Here is a 24,795-nt window from a genome sequence, read left to right as displayed (position 1 = left end):
TAGAATTCAATGAGCAAGCAAATACAGCGATATCAGAAAGTGTTGGAGTCCATCCCCTGCCATCCAGATTCAATCTCTACATTAGAGTTACGAGACAAATTACTCTCGGCTGAACTACTGAGCACCAATGCGGATGAGAAAAGCCAACTACGCACTGTTCAACGCTGCATTAATAATGTGATTGAAGATAACAACAGCATTGAGATTGATGATGAACGACGACCGTATCGCTATCGCATTGCTCAAGGACACCGTCACCCTATCAAGCCAGATGGCATGTCTTCTGTGGTTTCATTGCAAGTCATAGAGAAAGAAATTAAGTCTATGTTGCCACCGACATTGCGCTCTGGTGTGGACAATATTTTTTCTTCACTCAAACAAGAAGACACCAAACAAACAAAATTATGGAGTGAACGTTTTTGTTATTTCCAAAGAGAATTGCCATTGGAAGCACCTGAGGTAGGCAACGCATTTTTTAAACAGATTGAACAAGCATTACTCGAGAAAAAAGACATTGAATTTACCTACCAGAAGCGTGGTGCAACTCAGCCAAAGTGCTATGTGTTAACCCCTCTTGGTCTTTTCCTTCACGGCAATAGTTTTTACCTAGTAGGCATGGTGCCGAATGACACCGATAGCATCCGTACATACGCTCTTCACCGAGTACATACATTAAAGATTGGTTTTACTAGCATCCAAACCTTAAACAAATTCAACGTCAAAGAGTATGTAGAGCAGAATGCACGTCATTTTTCTGGAGGTGAGATGCAGAAAGTAATATTGAAGATTGAAAATCTCAGCGGATTACATCTGATTGAAGAAACGCGTTTGTCACCAAACCAGAAAATACTCACTCAAGATAAACAATACACCACGATTGAGGCTGAAGTGCGGGATAGTTTGACCTTTGAATGGTGGTTAATGAAAAATGCCAATATCGTGGCGGTGGTCTCCCCAATATCATTGCGTGACAAAATAGTTGAAACGTTACATGCTAGCTTGAAGCTTTATAGCTAGAGACAAAGCTCTCGTAGCATTCTATGGAAGCACTTACGCTAATACTCACAACAATAAACTTCTACGTCACATGTGACATAGAAGTTATGTAATAAAATTGCACGCAAATTAAACATACCTACGTAAAGAGTTGGGTTGGAAATGACCATGGCTAGTACCGAAGTGCTCACGATGAATAGCAAAAGCATTATCTTATTTTCATGGCGTTGGCAAAAGCTCTACTAACTATTTCTTTTTCTATCGTTTTCTATTGAACCATTTTTCCCTTTTGGAAGGTGCCAATCGCGATAAAAGTCGCACCATAGTGTACGGTCATTTGGCTACGCGTTTGATCTGCGATCCTTTGAAAAACATTCTTATTAGTTTCAAAAAATACGTCTGTTAGTCATCTATTTCCTAGCCAAATTTGAACGCCAGAAACCATAACAACGAGCAAAATAATGACCGTGGCAATATGGACATGAATAGAGAATGTTCTGTGTGCATTATTCATCTACGTTAAGGCTTATTTTTTAGAGTTACAATGAGAATAGTGGCATTTGATTAAATCGGTATGTCAGTTTCGTTCACCGTTTACTTTCCAAGCCTTAGTAACCAACTATGTGCATAATGTGGGTTCACTAACAGATTTCCTGAATTTTTCTTTATAAATTATAAAATTAGCTAGCAAAACATCGTTCTATGTATTTTACTTAAAAGAGTGCAACCAAGACTCACGGATGAGAAAAATGGCTAACAAAAAAAACGTCGAAACAAACAAAAAAGATACAGAAACCAAAAATAAGAAAAATAACGAGTTAGAACAAAAGAAAACGGCACAAAAAAAGAAGCTTAGACTGCATTCACACCTAAAAGTTAATATCCCACTTTTTCAGTCACTCATGATGATTTTACCATCATTGGCTAAACACGCTGCTGCAGAGAGTATAGACAATTCCAGCGACGCTGCAGATCAAGTAACCGCAAATAACGTGACCGAAAAAGATGTCACCGATGACCATACACAAGAGGACTCCTCAGCGGTTACTCATCAAGAGGCTCAAACGAGTGAAAGTGACGTAAATTCGACCTTGAGTGCAAGTCATGCCCCCCATGGTTCGAGTTCTCACTTGGTTCCTTCTCATCATTTATCGACGCTTTCTCACCCGCAAGTCCATTACATTCCTTCGGTCTCGATGCCGACTATCTCCTCAGGAAGTAACGGCCAGCCGACTCATTCGAATGCACCTACGACGCCCGCTTTACCCGTAACCTTCATACCCGAAGTCATAAAAGGTACGTACGGAGAGCTTCATGTTGATGCAAATGGTCAATACACATTTGTATTGAATCCAAATTCTCCTCAATACATCCTTTTAAATCAGCAGCAACCAGGTACTGACCACTTTGCGTTACATCTATCTAATGGCTCGAGCATCATTGTTCAGATACCGGTAACAGGTAAGCAAGACACGCCAAGTATTTCTGGAGACTTAACAGGCGTCGTGACAGAAGATCATAATATTGATTCACAAGGCTTGTTACATGCGAACGGCAAAATTGATGTCATAGACCCTGACCAAAGTGAAAGTTCGGTTACGCCGGAAGTTATCTCAGGTAAATATGGTTCATTAACTATCGATGCTGATGGGCATTGGCAATATCAAGTTGATAACTCACTCTCTAATGTTCAAGCGTTAACCGCAGCCACTTCATTGCACGAAAGCTTCACTATTCACACCAAAGATGGTACACCACAAACGATCGATATGACGATTGGCGGGAACGACGACAACGCCGTTATCACAGGTGTGGATGCTGGCACGTTAACTGAAGATTTAACGACACAAGTTCAAGGGCAGCTTTCGGTAACAGATTCAGATCTTGGAGAAGATCATTTTCAGGCATCACAAGTAACTAGCAATTTCGGTACGCTAAGCATCACCAAAGACGGTGCGTGGACATACAGTTTAGACAACAATAACCCAGTAGTTCAAAGACTTGGCCAAGGTTCAACTGCGACAGACATCGTCACTGTTCACTCAGCTGATGGTACAGCGCATCAAGTTATGGTTACGATCAATGGCACTAACGACCATGCAGTAATCACGAGTAGTACAGCAAATTCACCAAGTTCGTTTTTCGCTATCGGGACAAGTAATGGCTCAAGCCAAGTTACTGAAGATAAAGACCTAACGGTTTCAGGCCAACTCAACATCACCGATATCGACTCAAAAGAGGCGCATTTTTCTAATTCCGACCTCAAGGGGACACTGGGTACTTTACACCTTAAAGACAATGGCGATTGGACCTACGATCTAGATAATAAAAATCCACAAGTTCAGGCTCTTGGTCAAGGCTCTGCGACAACAGACATCATAACCATCCACTCCGCCGACGGCACTCCTCATCAAATTGCAATTACCGTTAACGGCACCAATGATAAAGCCGTGATAAGCGGAACCAGTGCCGGCGTGGTAACCGAAGAGTCCCAACTTCAGACCTCGGGCATACTGACTGTTACGGATGTGGATACTGGTGAAGCGCACTTCGCTACTTCATCCACAGGAAGTACCGATATTGCAGGCTCGTTTGGTACGCTTCATCTGACCGATACTGGTTCTTGGACGTACGATCTTGATAACACTAACCCGACCGTTCAAGCATTAGGTAAAGGCTCGACAGCTACTGATACCATCACCGTTCATTCTGCTGATGGCACGCCGCATCAAGTGACTATCACAGTAAATGGCACTAATGATGCCGCTATTATTGGTGGCACAAACTCAGGCACGGTGACTGAAGAATCTCAATTAAAAGTCTCGGGAACTCTGACCGTTACGGATGTCGACACAGGCGAAGCGCATTTCTCAAATACGGATATTGCGGGTAACTTAGGCACCCTACATCTAACTGAATCGGGCTCTTGGACTTACGACCTAGATAATACCAATCCAAAAGTACAAGCACTTTCAGCGGGACAACAAACAACCGAAGTCATCACCGTTACATCAGCAGACGGCACACAAAAACAAGTGACCGTGACCATTAATGGCACCGATGACCAGTCGACGATAACCGGAACGTCTACCGGCACCGTCACTGAAGACCAATATGTACAGGCCAATGGTAAACTCGTTGCCCATGATGTGGATGCACAGGACCACACCCACTTTGTTGCACAACAAAGTGCTCAGGGGCAATACGGCACCTTTAATTTATCACCCGATGGATCATGGGATTACCTGCTTACCTCGCAAAAGCTGACCAGTGCAGACACCGTGACCGAGCATTTCATGGTGCACACCTCCGACGGTACACAGCAAGAGGTAGTGGTCACGGTTAAAGGGCATGATGATCAAGCACACATTACGGGATTCACCACCGGTGTTGTCACTGAAGATGGTCAATCAACGGTGTCTGATCAACTGTATGTCGCCGATCAGGATGCACAGCAAGATCACTTCACCGCACAAATGGATACGCCCACACAGTATGGGCACTTCTCTATCACTGAAGCTGGCTTGTGGACCTTCACCCTTGATAATACAAACCCTACCGTTCAAGCGTTAGGTAAAGGAGTAACAGCTACTGATACCATTACCGTTCATTCTGTCGATGGTACGCCTCATCAAGTGACCATTACGGTGAATGGTACTAATGATGTCGCTATTATTGGTGGCACAAACTCAGGCGCAGTGACCGAAGAGTCAAAATTGCAAACCTCTGGAACGCTAACCGTAACTGATGTCGATACTGGCGAAGCCCATTTCTCCAACACAGATATTGTAGGTTCATTGGGCACCCTACATTTAACTGACTCGGGCTCTTGGACTTACGACCTAGACAATACAAACCCTACCGTTCAAGCTTTAGGTAAAGGAGCAACAGCTACTGATACCATTACCGTTCATTCTGCTGATGGAACGCCACATCAAGTGATCATTACGGTGAATGGTACTAATGATGCTGCCGTCATCTCCGGTGACACGGTAAAATCCATCCATGAAAATGCTTTATTTGACGCCGATAAACATGATGTCACCACTCGACAGAACGCCCACTCATTATCCGGAGCCTTAACTTCACAAGATGTAGATAGTGGACAATCGAACCTCTTCCAACCTATTCATAGTCAAATGGGCCATTACGGCTCAATATCCCTAGATGCAAACGGTCACTGGCACTATCAATTGGCACCAAGTGAAGGGAAAACGATTGATGAATTAGCACAAGGTGAACACGTAACAGAAGTCTTTACCGTGAAAGCTATTGATGGCACAAGCCAAACCATTTCTATAGAGATCATTGGAGACAACGACAGTGCAAGTATCACATTGCAACCTAGTCGCTCTCACACCACTGTTTTCGAAGACAAAATCAGCGACATTGATACCAGCGGCGCATTACGAGCTTATGGAAATGTTGATGTTACTGACGTCGATAACCAAGGCAGTACGACTCATAGTGAAGAACTGCTGAAATCAGAAACAGCGCACACAGCCATTGGCGGAGTGTTTACAGTTCATGGAACGAGTTGGGACTATCAGGTCGATCCAAATAATTCGAAGGTACAAGCACTCGCTGCTGGAGAGAAACTGGTGGAAACCCACACCATAACGTCCATCGACGGAACTGCATCAAAGCAAGTTTCGGTCACCATTGTTGGCACTAACGATGCCGCAGTGATAACGGGGACCGACACAGGAGATGTTACTGAAGGCAATGCAGGGCAACACATGTCCCCAGATTATGCTCAACCTGGCATGGCATTCCTTGGCCGAAGTACCATACATACCACTGGCAAGCTCAATATTACCGATGTCGATACAGGCGAAGCGGAATTTGACACGCACGGCATTGGGTTTACTTATTCCGGTCAATACGGCGACCTCCTTCTAAACAAAGATGGTAGTTGGTCATATCATGCTGATACAGGTCAAATTCGTAGTACAGGAGGGCTAACCAGCACCCGTGGCACAACGATTGACCAACTGGGGGAGAATCAAACTCTCACCGATACGGTTACCGTATTCACTAAAGATGGAACCTCTCATGATATCGTTATTACCATCCATGGCAGCAACGATCGTCCTTATTGCTCATCCGAAGTTCAATTAAACTCGGGTAAAGAGGATTTAGTTCAGACCATTACTTCTACTGAACTTTTGGCCAATACTGTAGATGTGGATGCTAATGATGCAGGAAAGCTCTCCATCGCAAATCTACACGCTGATCATGGTTCAATTCTCGATAACAATGATGGGACATTTACTTTCACGCCAGATAAAGATTACAACGGGCAAGTACATTTTACTTATGACGTAACTGATGCGCATGGAGGCGTTACCCATACTGGTGCAAATGTTGCGCTTAATGCGGTAGCCGACAGCGCAATCATCACCGGCCAAGATACAGGTGCAGTCGATGAAGGGCATGGGCACTACTTTGATATGTCACCGGATTATGGCAAAAGCCAATTAACTTCCGAAGCGCTGTATGCCGATGGGAAATTAGACATCACCGATCCTGATTTGGGTGAAAGTAAGTTTGACGATCATGGCGGTGGTTATAGCTACAGTGGCCAATATGGCCGTATTAATCTGCATGAAGACGGCACTTGGCACTATATGGTTGATATCGGCCATAATGGGTTTACCACTGGCACATCAACTACCAATGTCGGTACAACCATTGATAAACTAGGAGATGGTGACTCGTTAACGGATACCATCACCGTCTACTCAAAAGACGGTACTGCGCATGATATTGTGGTGACCATTCATGGTGATAATGATGCCCCGTATTGCTCATCTGAAGTCCAGCTAAATTCAGGCAAAGAAGATATTGCTCAGACTTTAACGCTAAATCAATTACTGCAAAATACAGTCGATGTTGATACCAATGATGCCGGTCAGTTAGCTATTGGTAACCTGCAAGTTGATCACGGTTCTATTGCAATTAATACCGATGGTACGTTTACCTTTACCCCCGCTAAAGATTATAACGGCCCCGTCCATTTTAATTACGATGTAAAAGATGCGCACGGTGGCGTAACGCATACAGGGGCAAATCTTGATTTAGCCGCCGTCGCTGATGCTGCAATAATCACAGGCCAATCAACCGGCGATGTGGATGAAGGCTATGGCACTTTTGGAGACCGTTCTCCAGATTATGCTCAAACTGGCATGGCAAAAATAGGGCAAGGTGCATTAACCGCTGATGGTAAGTTGGATATTGTTGACCCGGATACTGGTGAATCTCAGTTTGATCCTAAAGGTGGAGCTTGGAATAACTCCTATCACGGGCAATATGGGCATTTACTATTAAATACTGATGGCACTTGGCATTACGATGTCACCGTAGGCAGTGTTGATTGGGTTAATAATCGTAAAACAACAATCGGCACTGCCATAGATAAACTCGGCGAAGGGCAAACGCTCACCGATACAGTAACCATTCAATCTAAAGACGGCACAACTCACGACATAGTGATTACCATTCATGGTGATAACGATAAACCTTATTGCTCTTCAGAAGTGCAGTTAAACTCAGGTAAAGAAGACTTAGCTCAGACCATTACTTCCACTGAATTATTAGCTAATACCGTAGATGTTGATGCTAATGATTTAGGTAAACTCACCATCGAGAATCTGCATGCCAACCATGGTTCTATTGCCACAAATCCTGATGGCAGTTTTGAGTTTACCCCAGAGAAAAACTACAACGGTGACGTGCATTTTACCTATGATGTCAAAGACGCCCATGGTGGTATTACCCATACAGGCGCTAGCACATCACTGGCTGCTGTTGATGACAAGGCCATTATATCAGGGTTAGATACGGGAGATATTCACGAAAGTAGCAGGCCAAACCGATCTCCAGATCATGCACAACCGGGAATGGGTGAAATAACCAATGATCTTTTATATATTGATGGAAAACTCAATATTACAGACGGTGATAGTGGAGAAAGCACCTTTGATAGCAAAGGCCCTGGATACAGTTATCACGGACAGTATGGCCATCTCATGCTACTTAAAGACGGCACTTGGCACTACACCATCGAAGTCGGCCAACAAGCGTCAGGTATCGGATCAATTATAGATAAACTCGGCGAAAATGAACGCCTTACCGATACCATTAAAGTGTTTTCCAAAGATGGTACAGGTCACGATATCGTTATCACTATTCATGGCGATAATGACCGCCCATATTGCTCTTCAGAAGTGCAGCTGCACTCAGGGAAAGAAGATTTAGCTCAGACCATTACTTCTACCGAATTATTAGCTAATACCATAGACGTAGATCATAATGACGCAGGCAATCTCTCTATTGCAAATCTACACGCTGATCATGGCTCAATTCGCGATAACAATGATGGTACATTTACCTTCACTCCAAATTCAAATTACAACGGTAAAGTTCAATTCACTTATGACGTTAAAGATGCTCATGGCGGTGTGACGCATACGGGTGCGGCAACCACGTTAGTCGCTGTAAACGATAATCCCGATGTGCAACCTTTAACTGACAGTGTTATTGAAGGAGCGACATCACCGCGCCACCTAGATCTGCTAGCAGGCGCGACAGATAAGGAAGGAGACGCTTTAAATATAGAACAGCTATCTTTTTCAGTAGATGGCGGCAAAAGCTCTCAATTGCTTCCATCTGGACTATCAATCGCTAAAGATGGTCATACTTTACTGGTCGATGCAACCGACCCTGCATTTAACTACCTCAATGCTGGTCAGCCATTGAACATAGTGGCGTCTTACCTTGTGAGTGATGGTCATGCTGGCCAAACTCAGCAAACCGCCGTCCTTACAATTGAAGGGACAGATGACAAAGCGGTACTAGTCTCGAATGTCATACAAATGAGTGAAACAGAGGCATTACAGAGTGAGTTTACTCGCTATCAAGGTAAGCTACAGCTAATCGACCCTGATACTGGCGACAATACTCAATTTCAATTTGGCGGTGTTTATATAGGACAAGGGTTTCCCCCTGGTGAACTTGATATATGGCCTGATGGGTCATACTCATTCCATTTAGAGACAGCTCTCAATCGCCATGCTGATGACTTGGTCAGTAGCTTACACCAAGGGGAATCAATGGAATTCCCTTATACTGTTAAAACTACTGATGGGCAAACAGTAACTATCATGGTGAAAGTCATTGGTGAAGACAGCCAAGCAAGAATCGAAGTCGGTCGTTATTCAAGTGTTGATAACCATGTAACTGAAGACCACTTTACTCCCGGAACTACCCATAACCTAATAAGTAGCACTGGTTATTTACATGTTATCGACCCCGATCATGATCAAGCTGGTTTTATCGCTCAAGATATCACGACTTCAGAAGGAGGGCGTTTTCATATAAACGCCTTAGGAAGTTGGGCGTACAATATAGATAACAGCAAGTTACAACACTTAGGGGCTGGTGAAAGCTACCAGAAAACATTCACCGTAGAATCTATTGATGGTAGTGCGCACCGAGATATTACTGTCACAGTTCATGGTACCAATGATAATCCCGTCATCTCCTCCGCAGTATCTTTACCTGCTGGAATAGAAGATACAAAGATCATTCTTACTTCAGCTCAACTGCTTGCAAATGCCACGGATGTTGATGACAACGATGCCGGCCAGCTTTCAATAGCCAATTTGCAAACCGACCACGGATCCATTTTAGCCAATGTCAATGGCACTTTCACCTTTACCCCTGAAGCTAACTACAACGGACAGGTAAATTTCACTTATGACGTTAAAGATGCACATGGTGGCATTACGCACACAAGTGCTAGCACAACATTGGCAGCGGTTAATGACGCAGGTGTAATCACAGGAGACAAGTCAGGAACTGTCACCGAAGATAACCATGTACAAGGTGATGCTCAACATACTATTTATACAGTTGGAGTTCTTGATGTCACCGATCCCGATGCTGGGGAAAATCATTTCCATGAAAGCCATAATGTGCATGCTCTCCATGACCCATTTGGAGGATCTTTCACCATAGGAAAAGCTGGAGATTGGAGTTATTCCGTTCCTAATACCAACGTCCAGCACCTTGCTAAGGATCAGGTCGAGACAGTGCAATACGAAGTGATCACACAAGGTGGCGATAAACAAATCGTTACAGTGAGTATCCACGGCACCAACGATGACCCAATACTTTCTGTCACGCAAACTACGCCAACAACAGGTACATTGACTGAAACGGATGTCGATGTAAAAGACACGCATTCTTTCTCAGTGGTTAGCCCTACCGGACAGTTTGGTGACCTTTCGGTTGATCCAACCTCTGGCGCTTATGTTTACACTCCAAATTCTTCTGTTTCAGGCATGAGCTATAACTCAGCCACACATACCTACCATGGTGCTGATGTGTTTGAAGTTAAAGTTGCGGATAATCATGGTGGCGAATCATCAAGATTCCTAACCTTTGATACCAATGGACAAGTCAATCTGATTACAGGGCAACAACCAACTATCACCACAACAGTACCACAAAACCCCATCGTTACGACGGCGCAACCAAGCCTTCCAACTAGCAGTAACACGCCACCAAGTAATGCGGTCACTGTAGATTTGGCAGCTTCAAGTGATAGCGGAAAATCGGATACTGACAACCTTACAAACAACAATACGCCAACAATAACGGGTCACACTGACATTCCTTACTCGCAAGTGACTGTTTACGATGGTTTAACACCGATTGGACATGCTGTATCTGACGCATCGGGTCAATACAGTGCCGTAGTTAACAACTTAACAGATGGCGCTCATAATCTATCCGCTACAGCACTGGCTCCTTCATCAGTATTGCCTGCAACGTCGCCACTACTTTCAGTACATGTTGATACCACTATTGTTCCGCTGACTATCGAGTTAACTCATGACACCGGCAGTAGCGCTTCTGACTTAATTACCAACGATGGTGCACTAACAATTGGTGGGCAAGATGCAGGCGCAACCGTTGAGTTTTCAACGGACAATGGGCAAACATGGACTTCAAGTTTTACGCCACAACCAGGTTCAAACACCGTTAGTGTGAGGCAGACAGATACAGCGGGGAATGTGTCAGCCAACACGTCATTGAATTTCACCCTTGATAATTCAATTGCAGCACCAACAGTGTCATTGACCCACGACACTGGGAGACATTCAATCAGTACACCTGACTTTATCACTCAAGACTCTCAGCTTTCAATTCAAACGGAAGCGGGCGCGAAAGTAGAATACTCAAATGACGGTGGACACAGTTGGACTGCTGTATTTAACCCAGTAGAAGGTGTAAACAACCTACAGGTAAGACAAACTGATATCGCTGGTAACTTATCTCCAGCGACTCACTTTAGTTTTACCTTAGATACAACCCCCGGCACAGTGACCGTGAATCCGATATCGCAAGATAATGCATTAAATGCGGCTGAGAATAACCAACCACTAGTGATTACGGGAACAACTTCGAATGTCGATCCTGGTGATGTTGTGTATGTTATCGTCGGCAATAATCATTTTTATGACGCAACCGTAAAATCAGATGGTTCATGGTCATTGACCCTAAGTGCATCTGCTCACCAAAGTATTTTGGCGGCTGACCACAATTACCCAATACAAGTGGGAGCCGTGGATGCAGCTGGCAATTCAACCCCTCGTATTTCGACTCATTTGTTAGTCGATACACAAAATCCAATTCCACATATCGCTGTTGATTCAGTTACGCAAGATAACGTACTTAATGCCCTTGAGTCGGGGCAAAGTATTCCGATAACAGGCACGGTGACGGGTGATTATCACACAGGTGATACTGTAAGCTTGAAGATAAACGGAGCGAATATTCCGTCTCTCAGGGGCACCGTTGATGCGGCTGGGCATTTCTCAATTCCTGTTGCAGGTAACGTATTGGAACGTGCCAATATCCATACTAGCTATGCAAGTGGGCAGGCGGCACCCATACACTCTATTGAAGCCACAATACAAACGACCGATGCGGTAGGAAATACAGGAAGTGCTACCACTGGTTCGCAAGTGTTCACCGTTGATACACAAATACACATTGGCATTCATACAGACCCTGTCACTGTTGATAACGTGATTAACGATCAAGAGTCCTATTCATCCGTTGATATCACCGGTTCCGTTTCTGGTGATTTTAATACTGGAGATGTTGTCACTTTAAATGTAAATGGCATAAAACATACTGGCGCTGTCGATTCACATGGGCACTATTCAATTGCTGTTCCTGGTAGTGAATTAATTGCAGATGCTGACCAGAAAATTGAAGCCTCAATAGCCGTTACAGATAGCGCAGGTAATAACGCGCACGCTACCACCGATGTGGTTTACCAAGTTGACACTCAGGTAAGTCTCCCTACGGTTACATTTGAAAGCGCAGGCGCAGACAACTTATACAGTAAAGCTGAAATTGCTCGTGGTGATGCAAACACGATCACAGCAACCATTACGCCTCCGGGTGATGCTAAAATTGGCGAGCATCTTGTCGTTAATGGACAAGACCATGTGCTCGATGCAAATACTCTCGCTAACGGAGTTCAAATTGAAGTTCGACCGGGAGCTCAAGTGCAAGTGACCATGACTGACGAACACGGTAATACCGCGGGTAGCCAAGGCTTTGCTGCCAGTGCCATACCTGATCCGATCATAGTCAAAGCGCCACCAGGAAGTCATCACGTGTCCGGTTCACTGGGTACACCGCCACTACTCCCATCTTTAACGCCAGTGCCAACTGCACAACATGGTTGGCGGATTCATCTTCCAGATGGGAGTTATGTAACAAGTCATCACGGTCAATATGGAACATTAACCATTGACCCTCAGACTGGTGATTTACATTATCAAGAACAGGCAAATGTACACACAGGGCCACATGGCAGCGCTTCTGGTATTGGCCAACATGAAGACAAGTTCGAAGTTGCATTACAAGGTACAAATCAAGATGAAGTGGTTGCCCATGTGAACGTTCAAATACTCAGCCACGGGCCGGGACATAGCGGTAAACTGAATATAGGTACCGAGGTGGTTGATATGACAATAACCCCTATTACCCATACCTCACACCCTGCTCCACCGCCTCCTCCTCAGGTGTTGCATGACGAGCCTGACATGTCTTCGCAAGCAGACTTTACCGTTACGCAAAGTGATGACAGTTATCTAGATTTGACTCAGCACGCTCACCAAGCACCAGACCAGAAAACCAGCCACCATGGTGCGGCCGCTTATTTAGATGCATTGGGCATAAAACCAGATACGACATCTACAGAAGATCACGATCAACCTGCGGACATGGACATCGTACTAGCACAAGTCGACCAACAAGATGCAGCAACACATGACCAAGCGCACTTGGATATGTCGGATGCGTTTGAACACCATGATACGAACGTCAACCACAACCAAGATGATGAGCATCACCGTCACAACGACCTAGACGGGCTGCCAGACATAGACCCTAATCCATAACATCAACATCAAGTAAGTAAAATCGGGAGTCTTGTCTGCTCCCGTAATCTCTTCTAAAGAACACACAAAACAAAGAAAATGAAAACCAAAAAGGGAGCACATGATGTGCTCCCTTTTGCTTTCTATTTTCTTATGTGTTTACTATTCTGCGACTCTCTATAGCGATTACCTTTCACCAAACGCGACACTCACGTTTGTGTAAATTGGCTTCCACAGGTATTGGAAAACGGACTTCTCACCGGTTGTAATATCCACCTCGCCCGTCATACCTGGCAAGATAGAAAAACTCTCTGGATTATCACGGAAATAAGGAACATCCACCGAAACGACTACTTCGTAATAGATTTCACCGCGCTCACTTTGACTTGTGGTTGGAGAGATACTCTCAACCATACCTTTCAATGCGCCAAAACGACTGTAGTCAAACGCATCAATCTTGATTCGAGTCGGCTGCCCTACACTCACAAAACCAATATCTCTTGGGGATAATCGAGCCTTAAAGTCAGCTTTCCCACCCACAGGAACAATTTCAACCACGGTACCGCCCGGTTGAATTACCCCACCATTCTTGGTGCTTGGAAGACTTTGGACTAACCCTTGTAATGGCGAGACTAACGTCGTATTGGTTACTTTAGCTTGGCTTGAACGAACTCTCGCATTAAGTGCGGATAAATCAGATACCGCTTTAGAACGGTCGTCACTGACTTTCACTTTAGCTTCTGCGAGTAGTTGCCCAATTTTTTGTTCGACCCCATCAGCTTGTTTAATCAACACCGCTTTTTTACCACGTGCCTCTTCGATCTTCTGTTCAATGCTTGCCAACTTTTGACGCATTTCCAACACTCTTAATCGTGAAATATTGCCAGACTTGTAACCCTTCTCTAGGATATTCAATTCTTGTTTTGTCGCAGAAAGTTCTTTCTCATAACTCGGCAACGATTTTTCCAAACTACGGAGCTGTTCTGCAATCTGTTCGTTGTCTTTTTCAAGAACAATACGTTTCTGATAATAGAGACCCTTTTGAGCATTAAGCTGTGCTTTTTGCTGGCTCACTATCTCTGGGAAATCGATTTCAAACTCTCCAAAGTTTGGTTCACGATTATCAAGCAAAGCATTCATACGTTCTATACTCGCCAGCAAGGTGACTTGTTGAGACCTTAATTCTTCCAATGCGGTTTGCTGAAAGGTGGCATCAAATTCCACCAACGGCTGACCTTTTTCAACAAGTTGCCCTTCTTTCACTAGAAGTCGTTTTAGTTTGCCACCGATATCGCTTTGCAGAACTTGTTTTTCTCCTTCAGGAATAACAGCTCCTTTAGCTTTGGCAATTTCATCAACTTGGGTGACTACAGACCAAGTGGCAAAAGCAATGACACATAAAGCAACTGACCATGTCGCCAATGCCAATGTACGAGCCGTATGTTGTGATTCAACAAGTTCACCGTAGCGCTTGCCCTTCTCGATAGGTTGTTTAGCCATTAGCGACTCCTTGCTTAGACTTTGATTGTTCTTGATGGGCTGCATTTTGTTCAGCAGACGGATCTTGTTCTTGAGAAGCTTGAGGCTCTGAAGGCTGTTCCTGCTTCAAAGACTGCTCCGGCTCTAATGGACCGGCATAAACCACAGCACCTTCATTTAATACCACCACTTTATCGGCAAGCTTGATTAAATCCGGATCGTGAGAGGTATAGATCACCGTTGCATTTCCTTTTTTCGAAGCCAAAAACTCGCCAAATACACGCTTAGCATTTGGATGCGCATCAGGCACGGGGTTATCCATTAAGAACATTGGGTAGTCATAAACCAACGCTTTCGCGTCAATGAGGATCTGCGCAACACTGCCAGACAACATGTCAAAAAGGCTATCCGGTTGAATACTGCTGATTGAAGTATCCAACCCATCAGGCAACGTGGCGAACCAACGCTTGCCCCCCACAAGTTCAATCGAAGACATCATTTTCTGATCTTCAACTTGATGTCCGTCGTTGAGCCATTCACGAATACTCAACGTGAGCAAATCAGGATAAGCCGCCCGAATAAAGCACCAATGGCGATAGAGCTGTGGATCGTATTGAACGAGGTTAACCCCTTCAAGCTCAACCATCCCGTTTTGTATTGGCTGTAGACCAGACAGCACTTCGATCAACGTTGATTTTCCGCTTCCCGAAGGCCCCGTAATTGCAACAATTTCGCCAGCTTCAATATCAAAACTCACACCACTCAATGCAGGGCGACTTTGCTTCGGATAACGTAGTGTCACCTGCTCCAACTTCAAGTTAGGTGCTAACGTTGGCAGCGGATGATGTTGGTAGCTAAATTCGCGCTCAGACGGTTGAGACAGAATACGGTTCACCTGCAACTTGGATTGATTAAAGCTATTAAAACGCATCGCGCTGTTCGCCAATACCTGAGCAGGGCCTGTCACTTTAGATATCAACATCATTGAAGCAATCAAACCACCAGGCGTCATCACTTGTTCAAAAATAAGCCCTATTCCTAACCCCATAACCGCTAACGTCGAACCCACACCAATGAAGTAATAAATTGAGGTGTATCGACTCTGGAGAACCGATTGATTGAACGTCACTGTAGACGCAAGAAGGTTGGCCTTTTGGAAGCGTTGAATCCAGTGCTCTGATAATCCAGCACTGCGAATAAAGGCGAGTTTAGATGACAGCTCATTGGTCATGTTCTGACGATTAGTTCCTGCCACCGTTGATTGTATTGAGCGTTTGCTGCTAGAGCGTATCGAGCGTTTTGCTAGCAAGTAATAAAGAATTAAAGAAACAATAGGAACCAGCACCAACCATCCACCTAACACACCAATCGCAAGTACAAAGATAAGAATGAATGGCAGATCAAACAGCGCATTTCCTAAACGCCCAGACAACACGCCTGAAATGCGCTCAGACAACATCACTTGGTTTTGTTGACTAGACGACGCTGTTTGTTGATTTTGAGCATAACTATTTCTAAGCAGACGCTGAACAAGAGATTGAGAGATCTCGCGACTGGCTCGATTTGCCACCGAAGCAAACACTCGGCTGCGCAATGTTCTTAACCAACCCATCATCACAAACAACAAAGCCGCGCCAATAGCAATACCTTGCAACTCATGCCCCGCGTCACCACCAATCACATGGTCATAGATAGACATCGTGATGAATGGAACAGCAAGCGCAAACAAGTTGGTGATAAAGCTGACCAACAGCAATTTAGGAATGATGGGACGAAACGCATGTAACCGTTCACCAACCCAATCAGGAGAGGCCTTCTCTAATGGTGGACCATCTATGACAATACAAAACTGCGGAACATCGGTAATGGCTTCATTCGCGCTAAAGGCAACAAATTGCTTCGATTCTAAATGGCCTGAGATCAACTCATGTTCACCAAGCACCAATAAGACTAATTTGTGTTCACCTACCTCATCGAGATTAGCAACCAAGCGATAGGGTAATGCAAGCCTATCGAACATGGCGAACATGTCGTCGATTGATTCAATGCCATTCTCATCGACCCATTGATGTGCGAACAACTGAATATTAGCGTTAACTTCCAACTGCTTAAGAACAGAAAGGCTTTCGGTTTCTAAATGGTTCAGTACCTCTTGTCGATCACTCGTATCTGAACGGTCACTAGCATCTAAACGATTCATACGACGGCCTCCTGATTGATCTCACTTTCGACCGTAATGGTTCGGCTTTCCACTGTAATAATTCGATTAGCTAATTCGCGAAGTTTCGAATGGTAACTCACCATCAATAACGTGCGTCCTGCCGCCACTTCTTCTTCCAACACCTTAGCTAGATTCCCAAGGGCATCTAAATCGAGTGAAGAGTCCGGTCTATCTAACATGATTACGGGCTTGTCGCTGGCCAGCTGGGTCGCGATATTGAGCATTTTCACGTTACCCATACTCAATAAAGACGCGCTCGTGTGGCCAATTTGTGTCTCTAGTCCATCGGGCAACCGAGTAATTTCTTTGGTTAATCCCAAGCGTTTAGCATAGTCATTGGCGCTTTGTGTTCTCTCGGGATCAAAGCCACATAAGTTATCGAGAATAGTCCCCGACACCAACTGCCCTTTCACGCCACAGTAGGCAGAAATGTTGGTTACGGATGCGATTGAAACAGCAGTTCCATTAATGAAGCACTCACCCGATTTCAGATCATCAATACCTGCAATCGACGACAATAAATGACTGTTGGTGTGGCGGTCTTCACTCTCTAACAAAACCAACTCACCTTTATTTAGTATCAGATCCGCATGAGCGAGTTCGCCATATCTTTCAACGGTCGCTTGTTTGATTTCCAAAGTCTCAAAGTCAGATAAATGGGGCTCAGATTGCTCAGAATCTAAAGACTCAGATAGTGACAAGTCACTCAGCTTTTCTATTGCCTGATTGGCACTGTGTATTGAATTGAGCTTGATTCGAACCCCAATCAGAGCGCTCAGCGGCGCGACAGCTCTGCCCGATAAGATAGAACATGCCGCCAACCCACCAGTGGTTAACTGGCCATCCAATACCCACAAGCTACCCGTAATCACGAGTAAGACTGACGTCGCTAACGCTGCAAGCTGAATACACTCTTGTGCGAAAGCATTCTGTTCCTCTTCTCTCGCTTTCGACTGAGAGCGAACGTTATTTAGGGATTTAAACTGATTGAAGATTCGAGACTCAACGGCCTGACGTTTGATTCCCTGAATGGTTTGACTCAGCAAAATCAAGAACGCTTTTCGTTCCTGCTCATCTTGGGAAGCTTCTTCACTTAGACTTTTAACGCGAATAGAAGATAACCAAACAATTCCGAGAGTAACCAGCCAAACCGCCAAAGGTATCGCCACTAGCTCACCGCCAATGTAAGCCACCAAACCAAGAAAGATCAGTGCAAAAGGAAGATCGATAAAGCCAGCTATTACCCCACCAGAATACCAGTCTTTGACTTTTGATACGGAGCTCAACCCCTCTTCCACGCCCCCAACACCTAGATGGCGAATATGACCCGATGAAGCATTAGTCACTCTTTCAACTAAGGTTTGGTAGGTCGCTTTCTCGGTATTACTGGCGGCTGCAGACAAAAGCCAAGTACGCACGAATCGAATCAATGCTTCCATCGCGACGGCCAATGTCGCACCAGCCAATAGCAGAGTGGCGGTACCGTAACTTTGGTTAGGTAAAATACGATCGTAAATTTGTAAAACCGTTAATGGAACGGCGAGAGAGAGAATATTGATGAGTAAAGAAGGCAGTAAGACTTTTCCTACCACCCCTTTGTTTTTCATTGAACTTGCGGGCATACATAATCCTTATCCATGCTTATGAAATAAGATTGGTACACCATGCTTGGTATTGCAAGATAACAAACTGATTTAACGTGTTTTTTGGGATCTTCACCATCTAGTTTAGATTTGGCAAAACAAGAGTACCCTAAATACGGCAAAAATAAGAAAACGGACACTTTGAAATTGTTTTTAATGGCCTATTGAGAGTCTATAGTACCGGTAAGACCTGACATCATTTACAAACGATTGATCGATAACATTTCTTCGTCAGAGAACCTACCATCTCCAGGTCAAGTTTTACCTCATTTTTATCCTTACGATACGAAGCAACACGATAATATTCGTATTTTGATATTTAAAAATTCGTCACTAAAGGGATATTGCCGCATTCGCGGGACACGAAGTTCCTAATGTCACTGTAACCTATAGATTAACCAAAATAAACGGCATCTGAATAGTCCAGATGCCGCTTAACATTAATGATTATCTTGCCAAGGCTAAATTATTAGACCGTTGTAAACACATGATGCTGGAACAACTGGTCAACAATTTCATGAGAGCTCGCTGATGCGCCCAATTCTAGGCCAGACATATCGAAGCCTTCCAACGCTACCGATGTAAACTGACCTGTCTCGTTAGTAATGGTTAGATTAAGGATATCCTGTTCACCATCAAAACTAGCGCTAACATGTTCCAGTAAGGCATCCATACCAACCATATCATCTGCTGGCGAAATGATATCACTCAAATCTAACTTATCTTCAGCTAGATTGAAGTCTTTGATCACATCCATAGATAGCTCAGAACTTAAAGACTCGTTGGTGAAAGTAAACGTATCGCTCCCCTCACCTCCTGTTAGGATATCATTCCCCAAACCGCCTATAAGTATATCGTTGCCTAGGCCACCAACTAAGATGTCGTCGCCTGCAGCGCCACTTAAGGTGTCTGCCCCTTCTTGTCCCAACATGATATCAATAGTTTCACTACCATCAAGTAGGTTAGATAACTCATTCCCTATGATAGCGTGACGTTCAGTTGAAGCAATATCAGCGCCAGACTCGCTTAGCGTTAAGGTAAAAACGTTGTCACTCAACCCGCCTCTTCCATCTGACACTTTAAAGAGAAAGTTAAGATCAACTTGTTGATTACCTTCTAAGGTAAAGCTATCACTTTGTGTAAAACTGTAGCTCCCATTTGACTCAACTTGCAACAAACCAAATGCCGTTTCGACATGCAAACTCCCATCAACTTGATACGTCGAAGAAACCAGTTCTTGGTCGACAGCGACACCATGCGTATCAGCACTTAAAAGAGTAAAATCCCCATCAACCAAAGATACTGTCATGATGTCGCCATCCGCATCTTGGCTTCCTGAAAGCAACTCACCAGCAATTGGTTCAGGTGAAAAATGGTTCAGGAACTGACCTAACTCTTCGCCAGAGTCGATAAATACAACTTTGTCGCTCAGCTCTTCTAGCGCTTGTGCTGCATTTTCACTATCTGACGTTGCAATACCAATACCATATACTTTGGCATCATGTGTTTGCTTGTAGTCTTCCCATCGTTCATTCAAATCCGGAGCTGCTACTTCACCTTCTTTAGGATTTGGTGCGCCGTCAGAGATAAAGAATATGGTCTCTTTGCTTTCGATTGGCTGTTCTTTCAAGTACAGATCCCAATCAAAATTGCCGTTTTCATCTAAGCCATCTTGCCAAGGGAAGCGAGTCCCTATTTCATTAGAGCCCATGACAGCTTCTAGTGCCTTGCTATAGTCAGTGTTCGTCCCGTGATCAATATCACACCATCGACTCACGTAAGAGGCAACTTCACTCAGATATTTAGGATCATTAGAATCGCGTCCATTCTGCAAAGGCGGACGACTCATTTCCTCTACTTGATCTAAAGTCAACCAGCTCTGTGTAGACGTATCGCCATCAAAACGAACCAAACGAATGAAAGTATTAGATTGACCACCATCCTCTATCATATTTACAACCATAGAGTGCAGAGCATCTGCTGCTTTATAAGCTCTTGATTCACTCTTTTCTGCGGTTGCTTCACTACCAACGGTGTTTTGCCCATCAAAGGTGAGAGTCATACTGTTAGACTCATCAAACACAACCGTCACTTTGTTAATCGGCAAGTCTTCCATTTCAGCAAAGCTGTGTACTGGCGATGACGTTGGCGCATGGTTTTCAGTTACGTTTAGAGTGACCTGAGTTGTGTCTTTATCCGTACCGTCCGTCGCCGTGACTTCCAACTGATAACTATTCTGAACAGAGTGGTCTAACTTAACCCCGTCTTTAAGCCAAATCTCACCGCTATTTGAATCTACGCTGAATAAATTGGCATCACCGCCACTTAGCTCGTATTTAATAGTATCTACGCCATCAGGATCGAAAGCTCCAACTTTACCCACCAACAATCCGGATTCCAGCTCTGCAACGTTAAAAGTTGCATTATCCGCTGTTGGCATACCGCTGACATCGGTTCCATGAGTCTGATCTGCATCAGTATTGCTAATAAACTCAGGAGCGCGATCTCGAATATCGATAGTCACTTCACCAGTGGCAGTATCGCCATCCGCGTCGATAACGGTTACATCAAATCTTTCTTGTTGATGGCCAGCAACATTCGTCGCTTTATAATCATAGCGACCATTCTCAAAGTTAATGGTTAACGTGCCGTGCTCGGTGTCAATCTCTGCCAACGAGTGCGAAGAAATAACCGTTCCATCACTCTTACTAACAGTACCTTCCACTTTATTATACTGGTAGGTTTCACCATCCACCTCTATTTGATCGACCCATTGGCTGTCGCCACTAATATCATCTAAAAGGTTACTTTGAAGCTGACCTGATACTGTTTTATTCAGGAGCCCCTCTATTTGAGAATCATCGGTCACCACTAGTGCTGAGCCTTTATCGGTTGCCACTGGTTCTAGATATTTCATATCCGCACCAGCACCAATACCAATTGACCAAATGTTCTCTAAAGATGCACCACTCGAACCGATACTGTGCTCCATCGCATTTTCAAGAATGATATTTTGCTCAGCTTCTGTCGGTTGATCCCAACCATTAACTAAGTACTCGTAACGCTGCTCACTTTCAAAATCGTCTGCTGTAGACCACTTCATTAAGCTATCGCGTAACCCACTATATGCAGGGTCCGAAGTATTTGTCCATGAATTGAAATCGCTTGGTGCACCATCTGAAATAAAGTAAAGCTGATGACTGCTAGTATCGCCCGTTTCATGGCTAAGTTCGGTTAATGCTTCGTTTACCTGATCGATCGCTTGGCTGTATGGCGTCCAACCGCCGCGACCAATTGAATCCAGATAAGTATCAATATCCTCCACAGACTCCAACCATTCAGACGTTTTACCCTCAGGGTATCCTGAGTGTGTCGCAATCTTAAATCGAACATCACCAAGATCATCATATTTTTCAAACATGGTTTTAATTGCACTACGTGCAAGGTCCCAGCGGGTAACTTCAACACCTTGTTCGTTTTTAACCATATCTGACCACATTGAACCTGACGCATCTAACGCAATGACGACACTGTTGTTTTGTGGGTCAACGTCCATGATTTCATGGTGCCCTGAATTAACTGAAGGTAAAGAATCAACGACGCCAAGGTGCATTGTCGCATTTTCAACTCGACCACCTGCATCCACTTGAATGTTGACAGGGATATCTAACGTATCAGCACCTTGTTCCGGGTGATCTACTGGTTCATATTGTTCGACGGTATAATGCCCAGTTTTACCATCAATACTAGCTTCAATCACTTTGACCTTATCATCACCTGAGCTAACATATCCTGTCAAAGTCCCGCGATCGTCACTCACTTCAAACACGACAGGCTTGCCTTCACTGGTAACGTTCTGCAGATTCTGTTCAGAATCAAATCGGAACTCTGCATCGGATGCTAAACCAAGGTCTGCAACTAAATCACCTTCTGCATGTACGCCAGCATCCGAACCAACGGCAGACTCATCAAGCATGATATGCGAATCATCCAATGAGATAGGTTCACCTACCACATGAACTGTCACTTCTGCTTCATCAGTTAGACCATCCGCATCTTCAATGACGTATTTAAATGAGTATTCCTTTATCTCCCCTGTTTTGATCGTACGCTGATCTTCTGGCAACGACTCAAGATACTTAGCTGCATCAAAAACCAATTTGCCATCTACTAAATTTAAATATTCTGTTTGTGGGTAATCGATAATGGTTAGTTCGTCACCGTCTGGATCGCTATCATTCGCCAACACATCCAACTCTAGAATACCAGCTCCTGTTGTTTGATAGTCGTCATCAAAGTTCGTCAAATCGGCGGAAACTTGCGTTACAAAGTACTCCGACCCTTTAGGATCAACCACACCATCTTTGTAACCCACAGCTGACATTTCAATACTATCGAAATATCGACCGTCCGCATCAATACTAACAACTTGCTTACCATTGCCAGTACCTTCAAATACACCCGAAGCGACAACCTCACCTTTATAGTAAGCCTTCCAAACACCGCGCTCAACTCCTGGCTCCCAAGAGCTCCAAAGATTATTAACTTGAACTTCAGCATGATCTGCGACTTGACCATCAGCGAAAGTGAAACGCATAGCCTCACTGTGTGAAGTGGCATCATCGAATCCAATTTGGCCATCTTTTACCTGATCCGTACCGCCATCTAAAGAAGAGCTAACCCCAAACTTATGCGTACCACCATCACCGGTGTAATCCGCCTTGTTAGCGTCACCAACTTTGTTACCAGTGTTGGTATCAACGATGTAGTAATCCACACTAATATCGGTGCTCTCGTCCCAGTTCGTGTGATCTAAAACCTTCGTCTCTTTCTCAATACCCTTGTCATCTTCAGCGATTGGAGCTTCGTTAATGTCATTTATCACGACATTGACGTTGGCCGTATCCTTCGCACCAGACTGATCTTCAACTTCTACCAATAATTGGTAGCTATCCAACGTTTCATGATCAAAGACTACGCCGCTTTTAACGCTGATTTCACCTGTGAGGCTGTTGATTTCAAACAGGCCGGTGTGGTTAGTTAACTGATAAGTTACGCTACTCCCTTTATCAACATCAAATGCCTCGACCTGCCCAATTACCCCAGCAACAGCATTCTCATTGATACTAAACTGGTAACTATCGGTATCAGCTTTACCGTCTTCATCTAGGCCGTGGCTATCATTCGTTCCACTAATAAATTCCGGAGCATCGTTGTTACCAGTAATAGTCACCACCACGTCATGAGGGGTGCCGTCCACCGATGTGACTGTCAGGGTACGGATCACCGGATCGCTATCGGCGTCTAACGCTTGCACGTCTGGGTGGCGATTGTTCAGCTCATACGTCCAGTTGCCCTCGGCATCAATCGAGAACGTGCCCCAGTGGCCGTCTTGAACGTTGGTTTGTGGGTGGAAGACCGCTTCGCCGGCATCAGGATCAGACACGGTTAAGTTGCCACCCGTGGTCAGCGTGACGTCTTCTCTTACTGCACCCGCATCGTCACCCGGTTGCTCTGGTGTGATGATCGCTTGGTCGTCAGAGCCCGCGATGGTCACCACCACGTCATGAGGGGTGCCGTCCACCGACGTCACTGTCAGAGTACGGATCACCGGATCGCTATCGGCGTCTAACGCTTGCACGTCTGGGTGGCGGTTGTTCAGCTCATACGTCCATTTACCAGTCTCATCAATCGAGAAGGTGCCCCAGTTACCATCTTGAACGTTGGTTTGTGGTTGGAAGACCGCTTCGCCTTCATCAGGATCAGACACGGTTAAGTTGCCACTCGTGGTCAGCGTAACGTCTTCTTGCACCGCGCCTTTATCATCACCCGGTTGCTCTGGTGTGATGACCGCTTGGTCGTCTGAGCCCGCGATGGTCACGACCACGTCATGAGGGGTGCCGTCCGCCGACGTCACTGTCAGGGTACGGATCACAGGATCGCTATCGGCATCGAGAGCTTGCACGTCTGGGTGGCGGTTGTTCAGCTC

General features: G+C 44.8%; 6 protein-coding genes. 2 read left to right on the top strand and 4 right to left on the bottom strand.

The features are described 5' to 3' along the window. Window positions 1–9: 9 nt before the first annotated feature. Together F0249_RS07515 and F0249_RS07510 are read left to right on the top strand one after the other, a co-directional pair. A complete protein-coding gene (locus tag F0249_RS07515; protein WP_171756269.1) occupies window positions 10–1,017 on the top strand; it encodes a YafY family protein in 1,008 nt (335 codons plus the stop codon). 728 nt (window positions 1,018–1,745) lie between these two features. Further along, window positions 1,746–13,484: a VCBS domain-containing protein gene (locus F0249_RS07510; RefSeq protein WP_171756268.1), complete on the top strand. Its 11,739-nt coding sequence runs from the start codon at window positions 1,746–1,748 to the stop codon at window positions 13,482–13,484. Window positions 13,485–13,649: 165 nt separating this feature from the next. On the opposite strand, the gene F0249_RS07505 is transcribed toward F0249_RS07510, so the two are convergent. The 4 genes from F0249_RS07505 to F0249_RS07490 all read right to left on the bottom strand — a co-directional run. After that, window positions 13,650–14,963 (bottom strand): HlyD family type I secretion periplasmic adaptor subunit, encoded by a 1,314-nt coding sequence (locus F0249_RS07505; protein WP_171756267.1) that lies wholly within the window; start codon window positions 14,961–14,963, stop codon window positions 13,650–13,652. Next, window positions 14,956–17,142, bottom strand: coding sequence for a peptidase domain-containing ABC transporter (locus tag F0249_RS07500; RefSeq protein ID WP_171756266.1), 2,187 nt, complete (start codon window positions 17,140–17,142; stop codon window positions 14,956–14,958). Before F0249_RS07500 ends, F0249_RS07505 begins: the two co-directional genes overlap by 8 nt. After that, window positions 17,139–18,785 carry an ABC transporter transmembrane domain-containing protein gene (locus tag F0249_RS07495; RefSeq protein ID WP_171756265.1) on the bottom strand — a complete coding sequence of 549 codons (1,647 nt, stop codon included), beginning with the start codon at window positions 18,783–18,785 and terminating at the stop codon, window positions 17,139–17,141. Before F0249_RS07495 ends, F0249_RS07500 begins: the two co-directional genes overlap by 4 nt. 490 nt (window positions 18,786–19,275) lie before the next feature. Beyond that, a partial coding sequence (locus F0249_RS07490) for a VCBS domain-containing protein (RefSeq protein ID WP_171756264.1) occupies window positions 19,276–24,795 on the bottom strand: 5,520 nt, incomplete at its 5' end.

Origin of the sequence: Vibrio sp. 03-59-1, assembly GCF_013114135.1 — a bacterium.
Lineage (GTDB): Bacteria > Pseudomonadota > Gammaproteobacteria > Enterobacterales > Vibrionaceae > Vibrio > Vibrio cortegadensis.
Note: the sequence above shows the minus strand (reverse complement) of the source record. Positions and strands in the feature narration are given on the sequence as shown.

What these genes read in the sequence shown, in the direction of transcription:
- F0249_RS07505 (WP_171756267.1), bottom strand. Translation starts at nt 14,963, where the DNA reads ATGGCTAAACAACCTATCGAGAAGGGCAAGCGCTACGGTGAACTTGTT.
- F0249_RS07510 (WP_171756268.1), top strand. Translation starts at nt 1,746, where the DNA reads ATGGCTAACAAAAAAAACGTCGAAACAAACAAAAAAGATACAGAAACC.
- F0249_RS07515 (WP_171756269.1), top strand. Translation starts at nt 10, where the DNA reads ATGAGCAAGCAAATACAGCGATATCAGAAAGTGTTGGAGTCCATCCCC.
- F0249_RS07495 (WP_171756265.1), bottom strand. Translation starts at nt 18,785, where the DNA reads ATGCCCGCAAGTTCAATGAAAAACAAAGGGGTGGTAGGAAAAGTCTTA.
- F0249_RS07500 (WP_171756266.1), bottom strand. Translation starts at nt 17,142, where the DNA reads ATGAATCGTTTAGATGCTAGTGACCGTTCAGATACGAGTGATCGACAA.